Below are 21,771 nucleotides of genomic sequence, written 5' to 3' on the forward strand. Positions count from 1 at the left end.
GGCGCGCCGGGTCGGGGCGGGCATGAAAAAACCCCGCGACGTGGGTCGCGGGGTTTCGAAATTCCCGGCCATCGGGTCGGGTTTGCCGGCCAGCGGCCGGCACTACCGCAACCGGTTTATTTCGCCAGATTCAGTTCCTTCAGCAGCTGCGGCGCCGGCGCCACTTCCTGCATGATCCACTGCATGTAGCGGCTGTCGACGGCGATCATGCGGGTCATCACCGGGTCGAACACCCAGTTGGAGCTGACCGATTCCCAGTTGCCGTCGAATGCCAGGCCGACCAGCCTGCCGTTGGCGTCCAGCACCGGCGAACCCGAGTTGCCGCCGGTGATGTCCAGGTTGGACAGGAAGTTCACCGGCACCGAGCCGATGCGCTTGTCTTCCAGGCCGCCATAACGCTTGGCCTTGACCGCGTCGAGCAGCGCCTTCGGCGAATCGAACGGATCTTCACCGGTTTCCTTCGCCGCCACGCCTTCCAGGGTGGTGAACGGGGTGTACTTCACGCCGTCCTTGCCGTAGCCCATGACGTTGCCGAAGGTGATGCGCAGCGACAGGTTGGCGTCCGGGTAGACGAACTCGCCCTGGCTCTTCTTGTAGTCGGCCACGGCCTGCAGGTACAGCGGACGCGCGGTCAGCGATTCACCTTCGCGGATCTTCTTCTGCTCTTCCTGCTTCAGCAGTGCCGGCATGACAGCCACGGCGTACTGGATGGCCGGATCGCTGCTGGCTTCAAATGCGGCACGGTCGGCCTTGAACCATTTCAGGCGTGCGTCAAGGCTGCCGAGCTCGGTGCCCGACAGCTTGCCCACCAGCGCCTTGACTGCGTTGGCATCGCTACCGGCCAGCCACTTGTTCAGCACTTCATTGTCGCGCTGCGCGGCCGGCAGGGCCACGTACTGCTCCAGCCAGTAGGCCTGCAGCTGCTGGTCCATCTTCGCCACATAGCGGCGGTCCATCTGCTTGAGGCCACCTTCGATGGTGGTCAGGTCGCGTTCCTGGTAACCGGCTTCGCGCTCGGCATCCGGCTTGCTGCGCTCGATCGACAGGCGGTACAGGGTGATTGCCGCACCAACGGCCGAGGTGTTGTTGAACTGCCCGACGAACAGGTCGCGCTCGCGGGTCGCCTTGCTGGTATCCAGGTGCTTGACCAGCTGCGCGTGCGCCGCCAGGGCCGGCTTGCCGGCGGCACCCTGCTTCTTCAGCCAGGCCAGCACGGCAGCTTCTTCAGCCTGCTTCTGGCCGGCGGCGTCGATGCGCTTGAAGCCTTCCAGCTGGCCCAGGTAGTTCTTGGCCACGTTGTTCATGCTGGCGGCGGTGGCGGCGTACTTCACCTTGACGTCGGCGTCGGCCTTGCCGGCGTCGGCGATCATCTTCAGCACGGCGTTGTAGTGCTTGGCGATGGTCGGGTAGGTGAAGCTGGCGGTTTCGTTGAACTCACCGGCCAGCGCGTAGCGGTTGGTGCGGCCCGGGTAGCCGGCCACCATCACGAAGTCGTCGGCGCCCAGCGGCTGGTCGGCGAACTTCAGGAAGTGCTTGGGCTGGTACGGCACGTTATCGGCGGCGAAGGCGGCCGGCTTGCCGTCCTTGCCGACGTAGGCGCGGTAGAACGAGAAATCGCCGGTGTGGCGCGGCCACATCCAGTTGTCGACGTCGCCGCCGAACTTGCCGACGCTGCCCGGGGGCGCGTAGACCAGGCGCACGTCCTTGATTTCCATGTTGCGGAACAGGCGATAGGTGTTGCCGCCGGAGAAGCTGTACAGGCGGCAGCGGAAGCCGGCATCGGCTTCACAGGCGGCAACCTGGGCCTTGTCGAAGGCGTCCAGCGCGCGACTGCGGGCCAGCGGGTCGTTGCCTGCGGCGGCGATGGCGGCCTTGGCCTGGGCGGTGACGTCGGTGATCTGGTCGAGCACGAACACGCGGGCGTTCGGGCCGGCGCTCAGTTCATCCTTCAGGGTCGGTGCGTTGAAGCCGTCCTTGATCAGGTTCTTCTGCGCGGTCGAATTGAGCTGGATGGCGCCATACGCGCAGTGGTGGTTGGTGACCACCAGGCCCTGCGGCGAGACGAAGCTGGCGGTGCAGCCCCCCAGCGCAACCACCGCACCCATCGGGTCACCGGTCAGGTTGGCCAGCTGCTCCGGGGACAGCTTCAGGCCGGCCTTCTGCAGCGGCCCGGCGATTTCCGGCAGCTGCTGCGGCACCCACATGCCTTCTGCGGCGTGGGCGACCTGGACCAGCCCAAGGCTGGCGACGATGGAGAATGCAAGCAGGTTCGAGCGCATGGAGCGGCCCCTGGTAGTGGAACCCTCGATTGTAGCCCGCTGCCCTGCCCCGGCCCGAACCCCGGAAGTCATGGGCCTACTTCTTGCTCTGCCATGCGCACGTCGGCCGCGCACATGGAATCGTCCAGAGGGGGCGTGGTCACCCTGGCCGGGACCGTTGGCGCCATGGATGGCGCCATCGAGCACCATGGATGGGCTTTTGCGTGTCCCGGCCAGGGTGACCACGCCCCCTCCCCCGGAATCAAGGAGGCGCTGCTGTTTGCAGCACGTTCGAAACGCCCGTCGGCGCACGCCTTTCGTTCCGCCAAAGCACCCGCAGCGCAACATGGGAAATCCGCGCGGCACCCTATAATCCGCGCTTTCCCCCTGATGAGTTCCACCCCGATGGCGCAGCAAACGATGAAGGCCCTGGTCAAGCGCGAAGCAGCCAAGGGCATCTGGATGGAAGAGGTTCCGGTGCCGACTCCGGGCCCCAACCAGGTGTTGATCAAGCTCGAGAAGACCGCGATCTGCGGTACCGACCTGCACATCTACCTGTGGGACGAGTGGAGCCAGCGCACGATCAAGCCGGGCCTGACCATCGGCCATGAATTTGTCGGCCGCATTGCCGAAATCGGCCCGGGCGTGACCGGCTACGAGATCGGCCAGCGCGTCTCGGCCGAAGGCCACATCGTCTGCGGCCACTGCCGCAACTGCCGCGGCGGCCGCCCGCACCTGTGCCCGAACACCGTCGGCATCGGCGTCAACGTCAATGGTGCCTTTGCCGAATACATGGTGATGCCGGCCAGCAACCTGTGGCCGATCCCGGACCAGATCCCGTCGGAGCTGGCCGCGTTCTTCGACCCGTACGGCAACGCAGCGCACTGCGCACTGGAATTCGACGTGATCGGTGAGGACGTGCTGATCACCGGCGCGGGCCCGATCGGCATCATCGCTGCCGGCATCTGCAAGCACATCGGTGCGCGCAACGTGGTGGTGACCGACGTCAACGACTTCCGCCTGAAGCTGGCCGCCGACATGGGCGCCACCCGGGTGGTCAACGTCGCCAACCAGTCGCTGAAGGACGTGATGAAGGAACTGCACATGGAGGGCTTCGATGTGGGCCTGGAAATGAGCGGCAACCCTCGTGCGTTCAACGACATGCTCGACTGCATGTACCACGGTGGCAAGATCGCCATGCTGGGCATCATGCCCAAGGGTGCCGGCTGCGACTGGGACAAGATCATCTTCAAGGGCCTGACCGTGCAGGGCATCTACGGCCGCAAGATGTACGAGACCTGGTACAAGATGACCCAGCTGGTGCTGTCCGGCTTCCCGCTCGGCAAGGTGATGACCCACCAGCTGCCGATCGACGACTTCCAGAAGGGTTTCGACCTGATGGAAGAAGGCAAGGCCGGCAAGGTCGTGCTCAGCTGGAATTGACCCGAAGGGTCAATTCCCCCGCATGTTTCCTTATCCCCGCGCCTTTGGCGCGCCCCCTTGAACAACAAGGGGGCTCTTCCCCAGATGGGATCAAGAACACTGCGGAATTGAAAAAGGCGCCCGATGGGCGCCTTTTTCGTAAAGCATGCCAGGCAAGCCTGGCACCTACCGAAGCAAGGGTTAGTTGCCGACGGCCACGCTCAGCATCACCCGGCTGTGGGCCAGCTTGCCGGAGTTGTCGCGGCCGTTGCCGTCGGTACCGTAGTAGCCCAGGCCGACGTTGAACAGGCCGAACTGGCGGCTGACGCCGACGTTCCAGTCGGTGTAGTCCTTGGCCAGGCCCTTCTCGAAGCTGCTGCGGCCGACATTGGCGTTGAGGGTGAAGTCACGCGGCAGGCCCCACTGGCCGCCGACACCGTAGTACCAACCGTCGGTGCCGCTGTTCCACTGGTCATTGGTGTAGGCCACGGTCAGCTTGTAGGTCTCATCCAGCGTGGTGGTGGTCACCAGCTCGTTGTAGTTCTGGTTGCTGGCACCGATGTAGGTATAGCGGTTCAGCAGCACATCGAAGTTGACGCGCGGGGTGACGTCCACGCCGTAACCGATCTGGTAGTCGACCTCGGTGTTCGGGTCGCCCGGACCAAAGTCCACGCCCGACCCCCAGACACCGGCATACAGGCCTACCGGCGAGGTGTAGGTGAAACCGGCCTGCAGGGTCGGCTTTTCGTCGGTCTGCGAGACACCACGGAACAGGTAGTCCGACACGGCGGTGACGTTCCAGCTGTACGGCGATTCGTTTTCCTGGGCACTGGCGGCGAACGGGGCAGCCAGGGTCAAGGCAGCGGCAATGGCGAGGCAGGCACGGGCGTGCTTCATGAGCGTCTCCGGTGGGGGCGGTGGCGTGGAAGGCCGAGGGCGGGCGTATCGGCCGGAACGGGACAGCTCCGGTTCACGAATTTTTAACCACTTTGCTATTGCGATGCAACATGTGCCGGCCGTGGCGATGCCCCGCCCGGGCCGGTCGGCAAGCGGCGATGCCCGTTAGAATCAGCGGTTTCCCGTTCAGAGCCGTGCCCACGCCATGACCGACGCCTCCTCCGCCCTGACCCGCCACTACGCCGAGGAACTGGACGCCATCCGCGCCCAGGGCCTGTTCAAGTCCGAGCGGATCATCACCAGCCCGCAGTCGGCCGAGATCACCCTCGACGACGGCCGCAAGGTGCTGAATTTCTGTGCCAACAACTACCTGGGACTGGCCGACCATCCGGACCTGATCCAGGCCGCCAAGGACGCACTCGATACCCACGGCTTCGGCATGGCCTCGGTGCGCTTCATCTGCGGCACGCAGGACCTGCACAAGCAGCTGGAAAAGCAGATCGCCGACTTCTTCGGCAAGCAGGACACCATCCTGTACGCGGCCTGCTTCGACGCCAACGGCGGCCTGTTCGAGCCGCTGCTTGGCGAGAACGACGCGATCATTTCCGATGCACTGAACCATGCTTCGATCATCGACGGCGTGCGCCTGTGCAAGGCCAAGCGCTTCCGCTACGCCAACTGTGACATGGCCGATCTGGAAGCCCAGCTGCAGGCCGCCGATGCCGCCGGCTGCAAGACCAAGCTGATCACCACCGACGGCGTTTTCTCGATGGATGGCTTCATCGCGCCGCTGGACGAGATCACCGCGCTGGCAAAGAAGTACAACGCCCTGGTGCACATCGACGAATGCCACGCCACCGGCTTCCTTGGCGCCACCGGCCGCGGCTCGGCCGAAGTGAAGGGGGTGCTGGAGAAGATCGACATCATCACCGGCACTCTGGGCAAGGCCATGGGCGGCGCACTGGGCGGCTTCACCTGCGCCAGCGCCGAGGTGATCGAACTGCTGCGCCAGCGCTCGCGCCCGTACCTGTTCTCCAACTCGCTGCCGCCGCACGTGGTGGCCGCCGGCATCAAGGCGTTCGAAATGCTGGCTGCCGCTGACGACCTGCGCAGCACCCTGGCCGAGAACACCGCCTACTTCCGCGAGAAGATGACCGCCGCCGGTTTCGACGTGAAGCCGGGCGTGCATCCGATCAGCCCGGTGATGCTGTATGACGCACCGTTGGCGCAGAAGTTCGCCGAGCGCCTGCTGGAAGAAGGCATCTACGCGATCGGCTTCTTCTTCCCGGTGGTGCCCAAGGGCCAGGCCCGCATCCGTACCCAGATCAGCGCCGCGCACAGCCGCGAGCACCTGGACCGGGCGATTGATGCGTTCACCCGCATCGGTGTCGAACTGGGCGTGGTCAAGGGCTGATCACGGCCGGGGTCGGATCCCTTTCCGCAGGAAAGGGCTCTGACCCCGCACGGTCAAAGCGTGCCGACCGAGGTCGGCACCCACTGGCGTCACTTCTTTTTCTTCTTGCCCTTCGGCTCTTCCTTGCTGGCCACCACTACCGGCTTGGCGGCAGCGTCCTGGCCATTGCCCTTGGCAACGCGGATGCCGTTGGCCTTCATCCAGGCATCGAACTCATCGGCGGTCATCTTCTTGTCGCCGTTGCTCATCAGGAAGCGGTAACTGCCGCGACCATCCAGCTCCGGGGTCTTCACTTCCACCACCGGGGTCTCGGCAGGCGTTTCCGCCTTGGCCACCTTCTTGTGGCCGCCGCAGGCGGCCAGCAGCACCATCGGCAGCAGCAGGCCTGCACAGCGCAGGGTTTGATTGAGGGTCGGGTGGTACATGGCAGGCTCCGTTCGGGAATGTCGACAGCCAGGCGCCCCCTACGCCTGGAACGGCGGCCGGCAAATGCCGGCCACGGGCGATGATCAGCCCGATGCAGCGGCCCCCAGCCGCTGCTGGTCGCTGACCTGCAGAACCCGCCACTGGCCCTTGCCGAGATCGCCGAGCACCAGCCCACCGATCGCGACCCGGACCAGGCGCAGCACCTGCAGGTCGAAGGCCGCCAACAGGCGGCGGATATGGCGGTTGCGGCCCTCGTCGAGGACCACCTCCAGCCATGCGGTCTTGTCGCCACTGCGCAGTACGCGCACGGCACGGGCGGCGAGGAGCTCGCCCGCGTCTTCGACACCGGCGCGCAGCGCGGCCAGGGTGTCCTCATCGGGCAGACGATCCACCTGCACGTGATAGGTCTTCTGCGGGCCGGTCTCCGGATCGGTCAGGTGCGCCGCCCACTGCGGATCATTGCTGAACAACAGCAAGCCTTCGCTGGCCTTGTCCAGGCGCCCGACCGGCGCGATCCACGGCAGGCCGGCACCATCGAAGCAGCGATACACGGTGTCGCGACCACGCTCGTCCTGCGCCGTGGTGACCACCCCGCGCGGCTTGTTGAGCATTAGGTACAGGCGCTGCGGCGCCCCCATCGGCTGGCCGTCGACCTCGATCGGCGGGGGCGGACTGGCAATCGGGAACTCGGGATCACGAACGATGCGGCCGGACACGCGTACGCGGCCCTCGGCAATCCAGCGCGCGGCCTCGCTGCGCGAGCACACACCCGCCTTGGACAGCACGCGCGCCAGGCCATGGCGCACGCCACTGGAGACATCCGGAGTCGCACGCCCACGCGGTGCGCGGGAGCGGGAGGCGGGGGCGGCAGGTGGGCGGCGCGTGCGCAAGCCTCTGCTCCCCGCGGCGCTTACTTCTTGTCGACCGGCTTGGTCTCAGCCGGTGCTTCGGCCGGGGCCGGAGTGGCGGCCGGAGCCGGACGCGCCTTGACCACGCGAACGCCGCGCGCCTTCATCCAGGCGTCGAACTCTTCGGCGGTCATGCGCTTGCCGTTCTGGCTCATGTCGAAGCGCCAGGGCGTGTTGTCGAATTCGGTCTGCGGCTTGTAGGCCGCCGGATCGTTCGGCTTCACCGCCGGTGCGCTCGGAATGGCCTTGGCGATGTTCTGGCAGCCGTCGATGCGCAGGCGCTGCAGCACCTGGTCCAGCGACTGCGACGGATCGTAGTTGCTGCTCAGCACACCGGCCGGCATGCCCAGCTGGTTGCCACGGATGTACAGCTCGTCGGCCACTGGCGCGATGGTCGTGGCCGGCAACGGCAGCGGCGAGGCGCTGGTGTTGACCGAGCAATCGACCGCAGCGTGGGCGGCGGGAACCAGGGCCAGCGCCAGGACGGCGGCCGATGCAGAGCGCAGCATGAGGGGCATCCACGGAAGGAAGTGACGCGGCGAGTTTAGCAATGCCGCGTCAGCTTTCAAGCGCCACTTTCAATGAATACGACAACTTATTGGTTTTACGGACAAAAGACCGACGAACGGTTGCCTTGCCCCGTCACAGGCGAGCGTCCTGCCCGCAGAAACAACAAGACCCGGCCGAAGCCGGGTCCTGCTGTGTCCTACGGGCAGAGCGTCAGAACTTAGTTCTGGACGTTCAGCTCGGTACGACGGTTCTTGGCGCGACCTTCCGGGTTGTCCGAACCATCCGGGTTGGTGTTCGGAGCAATCGGACGGCTCTCGCCGTAGCCGATCGGGCCGACCAGGCGACCGGCGTCAACGCCGTTCTTGGTCAGGTAGTTGTACACGGCGGTAGCACGACGCTCCGACAGCTTCTGGTTGTAAGCGTCGGTACCCTTCGAGTCGGTGTGACCGGCAACTTCAACGCGCAGATCCGGGTAACGCTTCAGGATCTCGGTGGCTTCGCTCAGGATCGCCACGGCGTCCGGACGCAGGTTCGACTTGTCGAAGTCGAAGTTGACGCCCTTCAGGTCGATGGAGACCGGAACCGGGCAACCGTCCGGACCGATGGTCTGACCCGGCTGCGAGTTCGGGCACTTGTCGTCGCAGTTGTTGACGCCGTCACCGTCGTCGTCCAGGTCGGCGCAGCTCGGGGCAACCGGAGCCGGAGCCGGAGCAGCCGCGACCGGAGCCGGGCCCAGCGGGATCACGACGCCGACCGAAGCCAGCACGTCGCCGAACCAGCTTTCGTCACGTGCGGCGATGCTCTGGTCGTCGAAGTCAGCGCGGTAGGCCACTTCGGCGCGGACAGCAACGCGCTTGTCGAAGGTGGTCTGCAGGCCGACGCCCAGCTTGGCAGCAACATTGCCGTCCTTACGCTGGCGCGGGCCGTTGTTGTCGAGCGCAGCGTACTCTTCTTCCGACTTCTGGTAGCCCAGGCCACCGACGATGTACGGGTTCCAGCCGCGGCCTTCCTTGATGAAGTGGCGACGCAGGTCCAGCGAGATGCCGTACTGCGACCAGTTCAGGTCCTGGTTGCTGTCGAAGTTCGGGTTCTGGTAGTTCAGCTCACCGTCCAGCGACCAGTTCGGGCTGATGAACTTACCCAGGCCCAGGGTCACGAACGGAGCGTCATTGGTCAGACGGTCGCTGTCCTGGAAGTTGAAGCCGGCCGAACCGGTCAGGTACCAGCGGTCATCGAACTCCTGCGCAGAAGCTGCCTGGGCGAAAGCCAGGCCGCCCAGCAGCGCGGCAGTAAGGATCTTCTTGTTCATTGAATACAGCTCCTATTTCGGGGGTATGAAACCGGTAGAGGCATGGGCCAGCACTAGTGCGTCGATGTTCGACAGCCGATTCAGCACGCCACCGCCGCGAACATTATGCTCAGGCGGGTGAAGGCCATGTTAACAGTCCCGTAACATGTGAAGTGTTGCGCCCGACCGTCCACCGGTCCGACGTTGAAACCCTATACAGGATGATGAAAATCCGCAAGACCCACACGCTGCAAGGGTTTGACGGGGTTTAGGTGCGAGAAGCAACATATTGCGCAACGTGCTGCATCACACGGTTCAGCGCGTCTGAGGAAACGTGAGGAACCTTATGATGGGATCACGAACCCAGCCGGAGCCGTGATGAAAGCCGTCGCCCTGAGTCGTGAATACGCGCCCGCCCTGCGTGATGTCCTCCTGCCACCGCCGCTGCCTCCTCGCGGCCGCGATCTGCTGGTGCGGATCGAAGCGGTTTCGGTCAACCCCGTCGATGGCAAGCAGCGGGCCGCCACCGATCCAGCCACCCTTGAGGTTCCCCGGGTGCTCGGCTGGGACGCAGCCGGCGTGGTCGAAGCCATCGGTGACGAGGCCAGCCTGTTCGCCTCCGGTGACGAGGTCTACTTCGCCGGTGACGTGACCCGACCGGGCTGCAACGCCCAGTACCAGTGGGTTGATGAGCGCCTGGTCGCGCGCAAGCCGACCACGCTCGATTTCGCTGAAGCGGCCGCGCTGCCGCTGACCACTCTCACAGCCTGGGAACTGCTGTTCCAGCGCATGCCGCTGCAGCTCGATGGCCGCCGCCACGTGGGCCAGCACCTGCTGGTGATCGGCGGCGCCGGCGGCGTCGGCTCGATGGCGATCCAGCTGGCACGCCATGCCGGTTTCGAGGTGATCGCCACCGCCTCGCGCGAGGCCTCGATCGACTGGTGCCGACAGATGGGGGCCGCGCATATGATCGACCATCGGCAGCCACTGCAGCCCCAGTTGCAGGCGCTGGGCATCGATGCGGTGCAGGTCGCGCTCAATCTGGCCGACACCGACCACTACTGGGATGAACTGGGCCAGCTGCTGGCACCGCAGGGCCACGTCGGCCTGATCGTCGAGCCGCGGGGTGCACTGCGCATCGGCGATCCCTACAAGGCCAAATGCATCGGCATCCACTGGGAATTCATGTTCGCGCGTTCGCGCTTCGCCACCGCCGACTGCATCGAACAGCACCGCATCCTCAGCCGTGCGGCCAGCATGATCGATGCCGGCCAGCTGCGCGGTACGCTCAATGAGACGCTGGGCACGATCAATGCGGCCAACCTGGACATCGCGCATCAGCGCCTGGCCAGCGGGCGCACGGTGGGCAAGCTGGCGCTGGTCGGCTGGGACGACTGACGCCGCAGTGCGGAGCCGATCAGGGGCTCGGCTCTACACCACAGCCTCTACGCGGGATCGACGCTACCTGTAGCGGCGGATTGGCCGGCATCTGTATCTATGAATGACGCAGAAACGGCGATACGGTGGAAACAGATCCCCGCCCCCCCCCCGGACCGCCATGCCCGCCGCCCTGCCCTTGCGCCTGCTGCAATTGATCACCGGCCTGTTCCTGTACGGCTTCGGCGCCTCGCTGATGGTCCGCGCCGCCATCGGCGTGGCACCCTGGGATGTTCTGTCGCAGGGCATCGCCGCGCAGACGCCGCTGTCATTCGGCCTGGCAACCAATGCCATCGGTGCATTGGTGCTGCTGCTGTGGTGGCCCCTGCGGCAGAAGCCGGGCCTCGGCACCGTGCTCAACGTGATGCTGATCGGCCCCTCCGCACAGTTCGGGCTGTGGCTGCTGCCGCCGGCCGTCGGCCTTGGCTGGCAGGTGGCGATGTTCTGTGCCGGCATGCTGCTGGTGGCGCTGGCCACCGGCCTGTACATCGGTGCCCGCCTTGGCCCGGGGCCACGCGATGGCCTGATGACCGGTCTGCATGCCCGTACCGGCTGGCCGATCTGGAAGGTGCGCAGCCTGATCGAAGGCAGCGTACTACTGCTGGGCTGGTGCCTGGGCGGCAATGTCGGCCTCGGCACCCTCGCCTTCGCCCTGCTGATCGGGCCGCTGTGCGGAGTGACGCTGGGCTGGTTCGGGATCGGTCGGCCTGCTCCGGTAGTGCCGGCCGCTGGCCGGCAACCGCAATCGCCCTGAGTTGACCGGAATGCCGGCCAGCGGCCGGCACTACCAAACCGTCAGACAGCGGCCAGCCCTTCCAAAGAAGCGGCCCTTGCCCCGGCCGCCGTTTCGCGGCACGCTTCGCGCTTCCGTACGCAAGCGTATCGACCATGTCGCCAGCCAACGAAAGCGCCTATCCCCACCTGTTCGCCCCGCTGGATCTGGGCTTCACCCAGCTGCGCAACCGCGTCCTGATGGGTTCGATGCACACCGGCCTGGAAGATCGCGCCCGCGACTTCCCACGGCTGGCGGCCTACTTCGCCGAGCGCGCCGAGGGCGGCGTCGGCCTGATCGTCACCGGCGGCTTCGCGCCCAATGTGGTCGGTTGGCTGAAGCCATTCGGTGGCAAGCTGTCCTGGCCCTGGGAAGTGCGGCCGCACCGCCAGCTCACCGCCGCCGCGCACCAGCACGGCGCGAAGATCTGCCTGCAGTTGCTGCATGCCGGCCGCTATGCCTACCACCCGTTGTCGGTGGCACCGTCGAAGCTGAAGGCACCGATCAACCCGTTCACCCCGCGCGCATTGTCGGCCAGCGGCGTAGAGCGCCATATCGCCGACTACGCTCGCAGCGCGAAGCTGGCCCGCGAGGCCGGCTACGACGGCGTGGAAGTGATGGGCTCGGAGGGCTACCTCATCAACGAGTTCATCGCCCCGCGCACCAACAAGCGCGCCGATGCCTGGGGCGGCGACGCGCGCCAGCGCATGCGCTTCGCGGTCGAGATCGTGCGCCGCATCCGCGAGGCCTGTGGCCCGGACTTCATCATCATCTACCGCCTGTCACTGGTGGATCTGGTCGACGACGGCAGCGACTGGGACGAGATCGTTCAACAGGCGCAGGCGATCGAGGCGGCTGGCGCAACGATCATCAATTCCGGCATCGGCTGGCACGAAGCGCGCATTCCGACCATCGCCACCTCGGTGCCGCGCGCGGCCTTTGCCGGCGTCACCGCCAAGCTCAAGCCGCATGTGAAGGTACCGCTGGTGGCGACCAACCGCATCAACATGCCCGACGTTGCCGAACGCATCCTGGCCGGTGGCGGCGCCGACATGGTGTCGCTGGCACGCCCGCTGCTGGCCGACCCGCAGTGGCCGAACAAGGCCCGTGCCGGCCGCGCGGAGGCGATCAACACCTGCATCGCCTGCAACCAGGCCTGCCTGGACCACGTGTTCGAGAACAAGCTGGCCAGCTGCCTGGTCAATCCGCGCGCCGCCCACGAGACCGAGCTGGTCTATCGTCCCACTGCTACGCCGAAGACGGTTGCGGTGGTCGGCGCCGGCCCCGCCGGCCTGGCCTGCGCCACTGTCGCTGCCCAGCGTGGCCACCAGGTCACCCTGTTCGATGCCAATGATGAGATCGGCGGCCAGTTCAACGTGGCCAAGCGCATCCCCGGCAAGGAAGAGTTCCACGAGACCCTGCGCTACTTCCGCCACGCGCTGCAGGAGACCGGCGTACAGCTGCGCCTGGGCACCCGCGTCGACGCTTCCCAACTGGCTGGCTTCGACGAGGTGGTGCTGGCCACCGGCATCACCCCGCGCAAGGTCGATTTCCCCGGTGCCGATCACGCCAAGGTGGTGAGCTACCTGGACGTGCTGCTGGGACGGGTCGAAGTGGGCGCCAATGCGGCGATCATCGGCGCCGGCGGCATCGGCTTCGATGTCGGCGAATTCCTCAGCCACGCCGGTGAATCCCCCTCGCTGGATCCGCAGCGCTGGATGGCCGAATGGGGCGTGGACCCCAGCTTCGAGGCACGCGGCTCGCTGGGTCGGCCCGAGGTCGAGCCGTCACCGCGACGCTTGTGGCTGCTGCAGCGCAGCCCGGGCAAGCCGGGCGCGCGGCTGGGCAAGACCACCGGCTGGATCCATCGCGCCACGCTGAAGGCCAAGGGCGTGCGCATGCTCGGTGGCGTCGAGTACCTAGGGGTGGACGACGAGGGCCTGCGCATCCGCGTGGACGGCAGCGAACAGCTGCTGCCGGTCGACCATGTGGTGATCTGCGCCGGGCAGGAACCGAACCGCACGCTGCAGGCCGAACTGCAGGCGGCCGGCATCAACGCGCAGCTGATCGGCGGTGCCGACGTGGCCGCCGAACTCGATGCGAAACGCGCCATCGACCAGGGCAGCCGGGTCGCCGCCGCGCTCTGATGAGCGCCTGAATGGGGGACGGAATGTGATTTCCGTCACCCCGGTTGAACCTGAATGTCAAGCCGAGCGGTTCACGATGCGTTCGGCTATGCCCCCCTACCTTGCGCCATCTTTCCGCTCACCAGCCAGTTTCCGGTGAGCCGGCGCAGTCCCCACGATCGGTACTGATCGTTTCTTTTGGGGCTGCCCACGGGGCGGCCCCGATGGCCGCCTCCCCATGACGCCAAGTCGTCCCCCACCTCCTGTCGCCCCGCGGCCGGAACCGGAGGGTGCGGCCCATACGGAGCAAGGAGTTATATGAAACTGGCCTGGATTCTCTGGCTGTCGCAGTTGTTGCCTCAGCCGGCCGCTGATTCACTGTGTTTGAGCACCACCGTCTACCTGGAAGCCCGCGACCAGACCCTGCGCGGCCAGCAGGCTGTTGCCGAGGTCGCCCTGCGCCGTCTCGACAGTGGCCTGTGGGGCGACTCGATGTGCCAGGTGGTCACCGCGCGCAAGCAGTTCGCACCGACCATCGTCTCCCCCGGCACCCAGCTGGGCAATGACGCGGCGTGGAGCGAAGCGATGAACGTGGCCTTCGACGCCGAGCGCAACTGGGCGCTGCCGGCCGGCGAACGCCGCGAGATCGTGCCCGGTGCCAGCCACTTCGCCGCGCTGTCCATCGCCAGCCCGAACTGGCGCAACGCCTACCAGGTGGCGACCATCGGCGATCACACCTTCTACAAGGTGCAGAACCTCAAGCCACGGCAATCGTAACGATCCGTGCTGGCGGCAGCGTTGCCGGCCGCCGCCGGGCTCTGGGATAGTGGGCGTTTCCCGCCCGCATCACCTGGAGTTCCCATGAAGCTGTACAGCAAGCCCGGTGCCTGTTCCACCGCCGACCACATCGCCCTGCAGTGGACCGGCCAGCCGTTCGAGGTTGAACTGCTGAACAAGGACACCCTGAAGGGTCCGGAATTCCTGAAGATCAATCCGGCCGGTGCCGTTCCCGCACTGGTCGACGGCGACTTCGTGCTGCTGCAGAACGCCGCGATCATGGGCTACATCGCCGACAGCTTCCCGCAGGCCGGCCTCGCCGGTGATGGCAGCCCGCGCCAGCGCGCCGAAGCCACCCGCTGGCTGGCCTTCGTCAATTCCGACGTGCACCCGGCCTTCTCGCCGCTGTTCGCGCCGGGCAAGTTCATCGCCGACGAGAGCCAGTACGACGCGATCCGCGCCGCCGCGCACAAGCGCCTGCGTGGCCTGTTCGAGACCGCTGACAAGCAGCTGGCCGACAAGCCCTGGCTGGCCGGCTTCCGCAGCTTCGCCGACCCGTACTTCTACATCACCCTGCGCTGGGCCGCCGGTACCAAGGTTGATCTGTCCGGCCTGGACAACCTGGCCGCCTACAAGGCACGCATGGACGCCGATGCCGGCGTGCAGGCCGCGCTGAAGGCCGAAGGCCTGGCCTGACCTTGGTCAGGGGTCAGATCCGTTCGCGTGGCGAACGGATCTGACCCCATCGGCTACCAGGCGGCTCCGCCCCCCTCGATTTCATTGGCGCGATCAGCCGATCTGGCGGATCACTTCCCCCTTGGCATCGCGCAGGTAGGTCGGCACCACCTCGATACGCAACCTTCCTGCCAGCGGGTAGACCCCGCGCTCGGCGTGCACCCCTGCCAGGGCCTGCAGGCCCGCCTCGTCCAGTGACCAGCGCGCGCTGTCGGCGGATACGTCCGCCACTTCACCGCCCCCGTCGGCGATGAACTCCCACTGCCGCTCGCGGCTGACCAGTTCCAGCGATCTGCCGTGGCGCAGGCGCAGCGGCAGCAGTTCGCACACGCTCGCCACCTGGCCGGCGCCAAGCACCAGCGTGATCATGCCCGCCTCCTGGCGCCAGTCCAGTGTCTCGATGAACAACATGCCGGTGCTGGAGCCTTCGCGCTCGCTGCCGGCCCGCACCTCTGCCGCCAGCGCAGGGTCCTCCAGCAGGTTGCCGCGGTGCAGGTCGCTGACCCACAGCGGCATTGCCGGCTGCAGCGCCTGCAGCACGCCGCGCGTAGACCAGCGCTTGACTGCCTCCATTTCCTCATCGGTCAATCCGACCAGCTGCAGGAACTGCAGGTGGCCATTGGCGGTGTCGCGTGCCGGCAACTGCGGGTCGGCAATGAAGGCCAGGTGGCACAACCGCGTGTCGGTCTCCAGTGCGATCGGGCCGTTGGCATTCAGATGGTGGCCATCCTCGAACACGTTGCCGCTGCCGAACACATAGCGCGCCAGGTTCTGCAGCAGGTTCATCGGCCACACCGGCGGCGTGCTGTCGGCGTTCTCAGCGGCTTCGGCAGCGAGACGGAACGTCAGCTCGAAACCATAGCCGCTGGCGGCAGCATCACTGCTCTCCTTGGCATACAGCTCGGAGAAACCGTAGGTGATGTAGTGCCAATGCGGAACCGGCGCATCCGCCCAGTACACGCTGATGCCATCCAGCGGATCCTGGCCGCCGAGCGTGTAGGGAAGCGCGGTGCCGTAGTGTCGCGGCTCCTGCCCGGCATACAGCGGCGAAAGCGCCGCATTGATCGCGTCCCAGCCGGGGGTGTCGGTGTCATCGTGGTCGTCCTGCACGCGGAACTCCTTGTGGGGAAGTGAACCGATCACTTTACGCGGTGGCTCAGGCCTGCACGACCTCTTTGCCAGCGTTTACTACGGCGGACTGGGTTTCCTGCCACCAGCGCTGGGCCAGCGCCGGGCTGCGCGCCTTGCCCACCGCCGCCAGCAGTTCCGGGCAAAGGCGTTCCAACGCCAGCGCATCGGTGCAGCGTTCGATCTTCAACTGCATGAAGTAGCCCTTCAGCCCCAGATGGCGCCGCACCGCCTCGCTCATCGCGTCGTACAACTGCTGGTACAGCGCCGGGTCCTGTTCGCGGCCGGTGCTGATGCCACGCGCCGGAGCGGCCTCTACGCTCCCGCCGATCACCTCGATCAGTCCCTGTGCGGCCAGCTGCTCCAGTGCATCCGGAGGTGCGCGCAGGCCATCGAACAAGCCGCGCAGTTCGGTGTCATCGCGATGGCCATCGACCATCAGCAGGATTGAACGCAGTGCCGCCGGCAGGCGCCGGCCACGGTCTTCGATTTCCTGACGGCCAGCAGCCGTCTTGGCGTGCAGCAATGCCATTGCATCCCCCTCCCTTGATGCGCCATGCCGGCGCACCCTCACGGGCACGCCCCCCTGTGTGCCACCCCTGGGCGGCGCGCGCATTCCCCGGCGCGCACCGCGTGTTGCAGGTCGATGACAGGGCGAGCTTAGCGCAAGTGCAGCGGGTAGTGCCGGCCGCTGGCCGGCAACCTCGGGATTGATGGGGGGCCGGCCAGCGGCCGGCACCACCGGATCAACGGCCCAGCGCGCGGCGGATCTCCTCCAGCGCGCTGGGGTCGTCCAGCGTCGACAGGTCGCCCGGGTCACGCTGCTCGGCCAACGCCTGCAATGAGCGCCGCAGCAGCTTGCCCGAACGGGTCTTGGGCAGCGCGTTGACCACGTGCACATGCGCCGGGCGCGCGACCGCACCAAGCGAAGTCGTCACCGTCGCCATCATCTCGGCCACCACCGGCGCCGGATCCTCGCCTTCAAGCCCCTGCTTGAGGGTGACGAACACCAGCGGCACCTGCCCCTTCAGCTCGTCCTTGACCCCGATCACGGCAGCCTCGGCCACGCGCGGATGGCTGGAGATGGCCTCCTCGATCTCGCGCGTGCCCAGACGATGCCCGGCCACGTTGATCACATCGTCGGTACGGCCGAGGATGAAGGTATAGCCATCGTCATCGCGGATCGCCCAGTCCAGCGAGCTGTACAGCAGTTCCTTGAAGTGGCTGAAGTAGCTCTGCAGGAAACGGCTGTCGTCGTTCCACACCGTGCTCATGCAACCCGGCGGCAAGGGCGGCGACACCACCAGCACGCCCTTCTGCCCCGGTGCCACTTCCTCGCCGGTGTTCTCGTCGATCACCTTCATCCGGTAGCCGAGATTGGGGAAGCCCGGTGAACCGAAGCGCACCGGCTTCATCTCCAGGCCCGGCAGCAGGGTCAGTGCCGGCCAGCCGGTTTCGGTCTGCCAGTAGTTGTCGATGATCGGCTTCCCCAGCGCTTCGCTGATCCAGTGCGCGGTGGGCTCGTCCAGCGGCTCTCCGGCCAGGAACAGATACTTCAGGGCGCGCAGGTCGTGGCGATGGATGAAGTCCGCGTCATGCTTCTTCAGCACGCGGATGGCGGTGGGTGAGGAGAACATGGTGCGCACGTTGTACTGTTCGCACAGCGCCCACCAGATACCCGGGTCCGGATTCGTCGGCAGCCCCTCGTACAGCAACGAGGTGCAGCCACCGATCAGCGGGCCGTACACGTTGTACGAGTGGCCTACCGCCCAGCCGACGTCGGAAGTGGAGAACATCACCTGGCCCGGCTTGCAGTCGAACACGGTCTCCATCGACTGCGCCATCGCCACCGCGTAACCACCGACATCGCGCTGCACGCCCTTCGGCTTGCCGGTAGTACCGGAGGTGTACAGCAGGTAGCTCGGCTCGCTCGCTTCCAGCCACTGTACCGGCACATCGACCTCACCAACCTGTGCACGCAGCGCGGCGTAGTCCACGTCGCGACCCGGCACGCGGGGTTCGGCGGCATCCAGCCCGCGCGACACGATCAGCACGTGCGGTGGCGGCGACGCCGCTTCGGCGCAGGCCGCGTCGACCATCGGCTTGTACGGAATCAGCTTGCCACCGCGCATGCCGGCGTCCGCTGCGATCAGCAACTTCGGCTTCGCATCGTCGATGCGCAGCGCCAGGTTGTGCGCGGCGAAGCCACCGAACACCACCGAGTGCACCGCACCGATGCGCGCGCAGGCCAGCATCGCGAACACGGCTTCGGCCATGTTCGGCATGTAGATCACCACGCGGTCACCGTGGCCGACGCCGAGATGCTTGAGCACGGCGGCGAAGTCGTTCACTTCGCGATACAGCTGGCGATAGGTGATCTCGCGGGTGCTGTTGGTTTCGGTGGAAATCGCAACCAGCGCGAGCTGGTCGGCGCGCGTTGCCAGGTGGCGGTCGACGGCGTTGTAGCAGAGATTGGTTTCGCCGCCGACGAACCAGCGCCGGAACGGCGGGTTGCTGTAGTCGAGCACCTGCTGCGGCGGTTTGTGCCAATGGATGCGCTTGGCTTCCTCGCCCCAGAAGGCCTCCGGCTCGTCGATCGAGCGACGGTAGGTTTCCTCGTAGTTCATGACGCAGCCCTCCCAGACAAAGTCATGGGTTCGAGGATAGTCCGGCGCTGGCGCGCGGGCCGCCCTACCTTGGTAGGGGGTGGGTTTTTCATGCAGGGCTGCGCCCTGCACCTGCAGAAGCCGAAGCCGAAGCAACAGCAGAAGCTGGCTTACTTGGGGATGGCGGGGTGGGTCCGGTGGCGGGAGACGCCGTAAACCCGTCCATGGGGGCTTGGCCGCGGCATCCATGCCGCGGACACTCCCGCCACCGGACCCACCCCGCCTTCGACAGATTCCGCGATCTGTCGGAACGGCATATTGTTCTGGTAGGTGTCGACCTTGGTCGACACGATAGATCCACGCCATGCGTGAATGATTCATTCGATATCTGACAGAAAAAGCGTGTCGACCAAGGTCGACACCTACCAACAGCTGCGCGGAACAACGGCCACCGTTACCAACAGCCGAGTGAACCTGTCGAAGGTGGGGCGGTGTCGGAGTGCGGGGTGTCAGCCGCATGGATGCGGCTGCCAAGCCTACACGGACGTACTTGCGGCGGCCCCGCACTCCGACACCGTCCCGCCAACCCACGTATAGCCGGCTTTTGACATTGACGTTGATTCTGCGGGTGCAGGGCTGCAAGCCCTGCCGAATCCCTAGAACGGAGTCGCGGACTCGAACGCGAGCGCCTCGCCCGTCAGCGGATGCGTGAACCGCAGGCTGCGTGCATGCAGATGCACGCGGTGCGCCGGTGCCGCGTCATACAGCACGTCGCCAACAATCGGATGGCCAATACTGGCCATGTGCAACCGCAACTGATGGCTGCGGCCGGTGATCGGTTCCAACGCCACGCGCGTGCGCCGCGCTTCAACATCGCGCACCAGCACGCGCCAACGCGTCAGCGCCGGCTTGCCGCGCTCATGGTCGATCATCTGCTTCGGCCGGTTCGGCCAGTCCACGATCAGCGGCAGATCCACGTCGCCGGCATCGCCTTCAAGCAGCCCCTCGACGACCGCTTCATAGCGCTTGCCAACCCGGCGCTGCTCGAACTGCATCGACAACGCCGCCTGCATGTCCTTGCCACGCGCATGCAGCAGCAGCCCGGAAGTCACCTGGTCCAGGCGGTGCACGGTCAACGCATCCGGGTACAGCGCCTGCAGGCGCGCGACGACGCAGTCCTGGTTCTCGGCGCTGCGGCCGGGCACGGACAGCAGGCCGGGGGGCTTTTCAGCCACCAGCAGCGCGTCGTCGATGTAGTGCAGATGGATCATCCGGCTCTGTATCCGTCCAAACAGAAACGGGGAAGCCGAAGCTTCCCCGCTTTCTGCGTACCGACCGGAGCCGGTACCGCCTGCATCAGCCCAGCAGGTGGGCGACGCCGGCGCGCTCTTCTTCCAGCTCGGCCAGGGTCTTGTCGATGTACTTCTGGCTGAAGTCGTCGATCGGCAGATCCTTGACCAGGGTGTACTTGCCGTTCTCGGTGGTCACCGCGAAACCGAAGATCACGCCTTCCGGAATGCCGTAGGAACCGTCGGACGGCACGCCCATCGTGACCCACTTGCCGTTGCTGCCCAGCACCCAGTCACGCACGTGGTCGATGGCGGCATTGGCGGCCGAAGCGGCCGAGGACGAGCCACGGGCTTCGATGATCGCCGCGCCGCGCTTGCCGACGGTCGGGATGAACGTGTTGGCGTTCCACTCCTGGTCGTTGATCGCATCGGCGATCGAGGCGCCGTCGACGGTGGCGAAACGGTAGTCCGGGTACATGGTCGGGCTGTGGTTGCCCCACACGACCAGCTTCTCCATGCCACCGACCGGCTTGCCGAGCTTGGCCGACAGCTGGCTCAGCGCGCGGTTGTGGTCCAGGCGCAGCATGGCGGTGAAGTTTTCCGGCTTCAGGTCCGGGGCCGACTTCATCGCGATGTAGGCGTTGGTGTTGGCCGGGTTGCCGACCACCAGCACCTTCACGTCGCGGCTGGCGACCTTGTTCAGCGCCGCGCCCTGGGCGGTGAAGATCTTGGCGTTTTCCAGCAGCAGGTCCTTGCGCTCCATGCCCGGGCCACGCGGACGTGCGCCGACCAGCAGAGCGATGTCGGCGTCCTTGAACGCGACTTCGGCGTCATCGGTGCCAACCATGCCGGCCAGCAGCGGGAACGCGCAGTCTTCCAGCTCCATCATCACGCCCTTCAGGGCGGCCTGGGCCTTGTCGACCGGCAGTTCCAGCAGCTGCAGGATGACCGGCTGGTCCTTGCCCAGCATTTCGCCGGAGGCGATGCGGAACAGCAGGGCATAACCGATCTGGCCGGCGGCGCCGGTCACGGCAACACGAACGGGTGCTTTCATGGGGGTTTCCTCTTGCTTGCAAGCGTTTGATGGGACGCCGCGGGCATGGCCACGCAGGCCGGGCAGGCGGCGGGGAACAGGGAAACGGCCACCCGTGGGTGGCCGTTTCGAAGGGGGTCAGGCGGCGAGGTGCTTGTTCCACTCCGCGACGCGGTCGGCCTGGGCGGCCAGCACAGCGTCGACGTCGCCTTCAAGGGTGATCGAATGGATCACGTCGCCCTGCTTGACCGAATCGACGATGGCCTGGCCTTCCAGGACCTTGCCGAAGACGGTGTGGCGGCCGTCCAGCCAATCGGTCTTGATGTGGGTGATGAAGAACTGGCTGCCGTTGGTGTTCGGGCCGGCGTTGGCCATCGACAGCGAGCCGACCTCGTGCTTCACGCCATTCTTCTCGTCTTCGAACTTGTAGCCCGGGCCGCCGGTGCCACGACCCTGCGGGCAGCCGCCCTGGATCATGAAGTCGGCGATCACGCGGTGGAAGATCAGGCCGTCATAGAAGCCGTGCTTGACCAGGTTCACGAAGTTGGCCACGGTCAGCGGCGCCTTGTCGGCGAACAGCTCGACCTTGATCGGGCCCTGGGTGGTGTCGAAAGTGGCGATGAGGGACATGAAGATCCTTGGTGCAAAGGGGAATGCGTCTAGCCACCTAGTTTACACCTGCCTCGTGGCGGCGGTGCCTTCGACCATCGGTGGAGCCCCCGCCTTCAGCCAGCGGAAGGTGAGC

General features: G+C 66.2%; 19 protein-coding genes. 7 read left to right on the forward strand and 12 right to left on the reverse strand.

Annotated features, from left to right (window positions below; translation table 11 throughout):
* Window positions 1–116: 116 nt before the first annotated feature.
* Window positions 117–2,279, reverse strand: a complete 2,163-nt coding sequence (locus ACM0PB_RS11235) for a S46 family peptidase (RefSeq protein ID WP_134972564.1) — start codon at window positions 2,277–2,279, stop codon at window positions 117–119.
* Between the two features lie 399 nt (window positions 2,280–2,678).
* Between ACM0PB_RS11235 and tdh the strand changes: the two genes are divergently transcribed.
* On the forward strand, window positions 2,679–3,701 hold the full coding sequence (gene tdh / locus ACM0PB_RS11240; protein WP_005415442.1) for an L-threonine 3-dehydrogenase: 1,023 nt from the start codon (window positions 2,679–2,681) through the stop codon (window positions 3,699–3,701).
* A 180-nt stretch (window positions 3,702–3,881) separates the two neighbouring features.
* Here the strand turns inward: tdh and ACM0PB_RS11245 are convergent, their stop codons facing one another.
* A complete protein-coding gene (locus ACM0PB_RS11245; protein WP_414604525.1) occupies window positions 3,882–4,577 on the reverse strand; it encodes a TorF family putative porin in 696 nt (231 codons plus the stop codon).
* Between the two features lie 205 nt (window positions 4,578–4,782).
* On the opposite strand from ACM0PB_RS11245, the gene kbl reads away from it, so the two are divergent.
* Window positions 4,783–5,991 carry a glycine C-acetyltransferase gene (gene kbl, locus ACM0PB_RS11250; RefSeq protein WP_005415440.1) on the forward strand — a complete coding sequence of 403 codons (1,209 nt, stop codon included), beginning with the start codon at window positions 4,783–4,785 and terminating at the stop codon, window positions 5,989–5,991.
* Window positions 5,992–6,080: 89 nt separating this feature from the next.
* Here kbl and ACM0PB_RS11255 read toward each other — a convergent pair whose 3' ends face one another.
* The 4 genes from ACM0PB_RS11255 to ACM0PB_RS11270 all read right to left on the reverse strand — a co-directional run bounded on the left by ACM0PB_RS11255 (window position 6,081) and on the right by ACM0PB_RS11270 (window position 9,144).
* The gene (locus tag ACM0PB_RS11255) at window positions 6,081–6,416 is read right to left on the reverse strand and encodes a hypothetical protein (protein WP_005415439.1); all 336 of its coding nucleotides are present in this window, start codon (window positions 6,414–6,416) and stop codon (window positions 6,081–6,083) included.
* A gap of 84 nt (window positions 6,417–6,500) precedes the next feature.
* A complete protein-coding gene (locus tag ACM0PB_RS11260) occupies window positions 6,501–7,307 on the reverse strand; it encodes a pseudouridine synthase (protein WP_414604524.1) in 807 nt (268 codons plus the stop codon).
* A 20-nt stretch (window positions 7,308–7,327) separates the two neighbouring features.
* Entirely contained in the window at window positions 7,328–7,834 is a 507-nt protein-coding gene (locus ACM0PB_RS11265) for a hypothetical protein (protein WP_005408235.1), read from the reverse strand.
* A gap of 218 nt (window positions 7,835–8,052) precedes the next feature.
* On the reverse strand, window positions 8,053–9,144 hold the full coding sequence (locus ACM0PB_RS11270; protein WP_005415437.1) for an OmpA family protein: 1,092 nt from the start codon (window positions 9,142–9,144) through the stop codon (window positions 8,053–8,055).
* 357 nt (window positions 9,145–9,501) lie between these two features.
* Here ACM0PB_RS11270 and ACM0PB_RS11275 point away from each other — a divergent pair, with 357 nt between their 5' ends.
* The 5 genes from ACM0PB_RS11275 to ACM0PB_RS11295 all read left to right on the forward strand — a co-directional run bounded on the left by ACM0PB_RS11275 (window position 9,502) and on the right by ACM0PB_RS11295 (window position 14,931).
* Window positions 9,502–10,521, forward strand: a complete 1,020-nt coding sequence (locus ACM0PB_RS11275) for a zinc-binding alcohol dehydrogenase family protein (RefSeq protein WP_005415436.1) — start codon at window positions 9,502–9,504, stop codon at window positions 10,519–10,521.
* Between the two features lie 160 nt (window positions 10,522–10,681).
* Entirely contained in the window at window positions 10,682–11,314 is a 633-nt protein-coding gene (gene yczE / locus ACM0PB_RS11280; RefSeq protein WP_414604523.1) for a membrane protein YczE, read from the forward strand.
* Between the two features lie 134 nt (window positions 11,315–11,448).
* Complete coding sequence (locus tag ACM0PB_RS11285) at window positions 11,449–13,479, forward strand: NADPH-dependent 2,4-dienoyl-CoA reductase (protein ID WP_005415434.1); 2,031 nt, start codon at window positions 11,449–11,451, stop codon at window positions 13,477–13,479.
* Window positions 13,480–13,776: 297 nt separating this feature from the next.
* The gene (locus ACM0PB_RS11290; RefSeq protein WP_004154513.1) at window positions 13,777–14,235 is read left to right on the forward strand and encodes a cell wall hydrolase; all 459 of its coding nucleotides are present in this window, start codon (window positions 13,777–13,779) and stop codon (window positions 14,233–14,235) included.
* An 84-nt stretch (window positions 14,236–14,319) separates the two neighbouring features.
* Complete coding sequence (locus tag ACM0PB_RS11295; protein WP_053501065.1) at window positions 14,320–14,931, forward strand: glutathione S-transferase N-terminal domain-containing protein; 612 nt, start codon at window positions 14,320–14,322, stop codon at window positions 14,929–14,931.
* A gap of 93 nt (window positions 14,932–15,024) precedes the next feature.
* Here ACM0PB_RS11295 and ACM0PB_RS11300 read toward each other — a convergent pair whose 3' ends face one another.
* The 6 genes from ACM0PB_RS11300 to ACM0PB_RS11325 all read right to left on the reverse strand — a co-directional run bounded on the left by ACM0PB_RS11300 (window position 15,025) and on the right by ACM0PB_RS11325 (window position 21,656).
* Window positions 15,025–16,080, reverse strand: a complete 1,056-nt coding sequence (locus ACM0PB_RS11300; protein ID WP_065178951.1) for a suppressor of fused domain protein — start codon at window positions 16,078–16,080, stop codon at window positions 15,025–15,027.
* 46 nt (window positions 16,081–16,126) lie between these two features.
* Window positions 16,127–16,630 carry a hypothetical protein gene (locus tag ACM0PB_RS11305; protein WP_005415431.1) on the reverse strand — a complete coding sequence of 168 codons (504 nt, stop codon included), beginning with the start codon at window positions 16,628–16,630 and terminating at the stop codon, window positions 16,127–16,129.
* 214 nt (window positions 16,631–16,844) lie between these two features.
* Window positions 16,845–18,725, reverse strand: coding sequence for a propionate--CoA ligase (gene prpE, locus ACM0PB_RS11310; RefSeq protein ID WP_005415430.1), 1,881 nt, complete (start codon window positions 18,723–18,725; stop codon window positions 16,845–16,847).
* A 635-nt stretch (window positions 18,726–19,360) separates the two neighbouring features.
* The gene (locus tag ACM0PB_RS11315) at window positions 19,361–19,975 is read right to left on the reverse strand and encodes an RluA family pseudouridine synthase (protein WP_065178952.1); all 615 of its coding nucleotides are present in this window, start codon (window positions 19,973–19,975) and stop codon (window positions 19,361–19,363) included.
* An 85-nt stretch (window positions 19,976–20,060) separates the two neighbouring features.
* Window positions 20,061–21,047, reverse strand: coding sequence for a malate dehydrogenase (locus tag ACM0PB_RS11320; RefSeq protein WP_065178953.1), 987 nt, complete (start codon window positions 21,045–21,047; stop codon window positions 20,061–20,063).
* A gap of 117 nt (window positions 21,048–21,164) precedes the next feature.
* Window positions 21,165–21,656: a peptidylprolyl isomerase gene (locus ACM0PB_RS11325; RefSeq protein ID WP_005408225.1), complete on the reverse strand. Its 492-nt coding sequence runs from the start codon at window positions 21,654–21,656 to the stop codon at window positions 21,165–21,167.
* Between the last annotated feature and the right edge of the window lie 115 nt (window positions 21,657–21,771).

The organism is Stenotrophomonas sp. AR029, from assembly GCF_047520695.2.
Classification (GTDB): domain Bacteria; phylum Pseudomonadota; class Gammaproteobacteria; order Xanthomonadales; family Xanthomonadaceae; genus Stenotrophomonas; species Stenotrophomonas sepilia.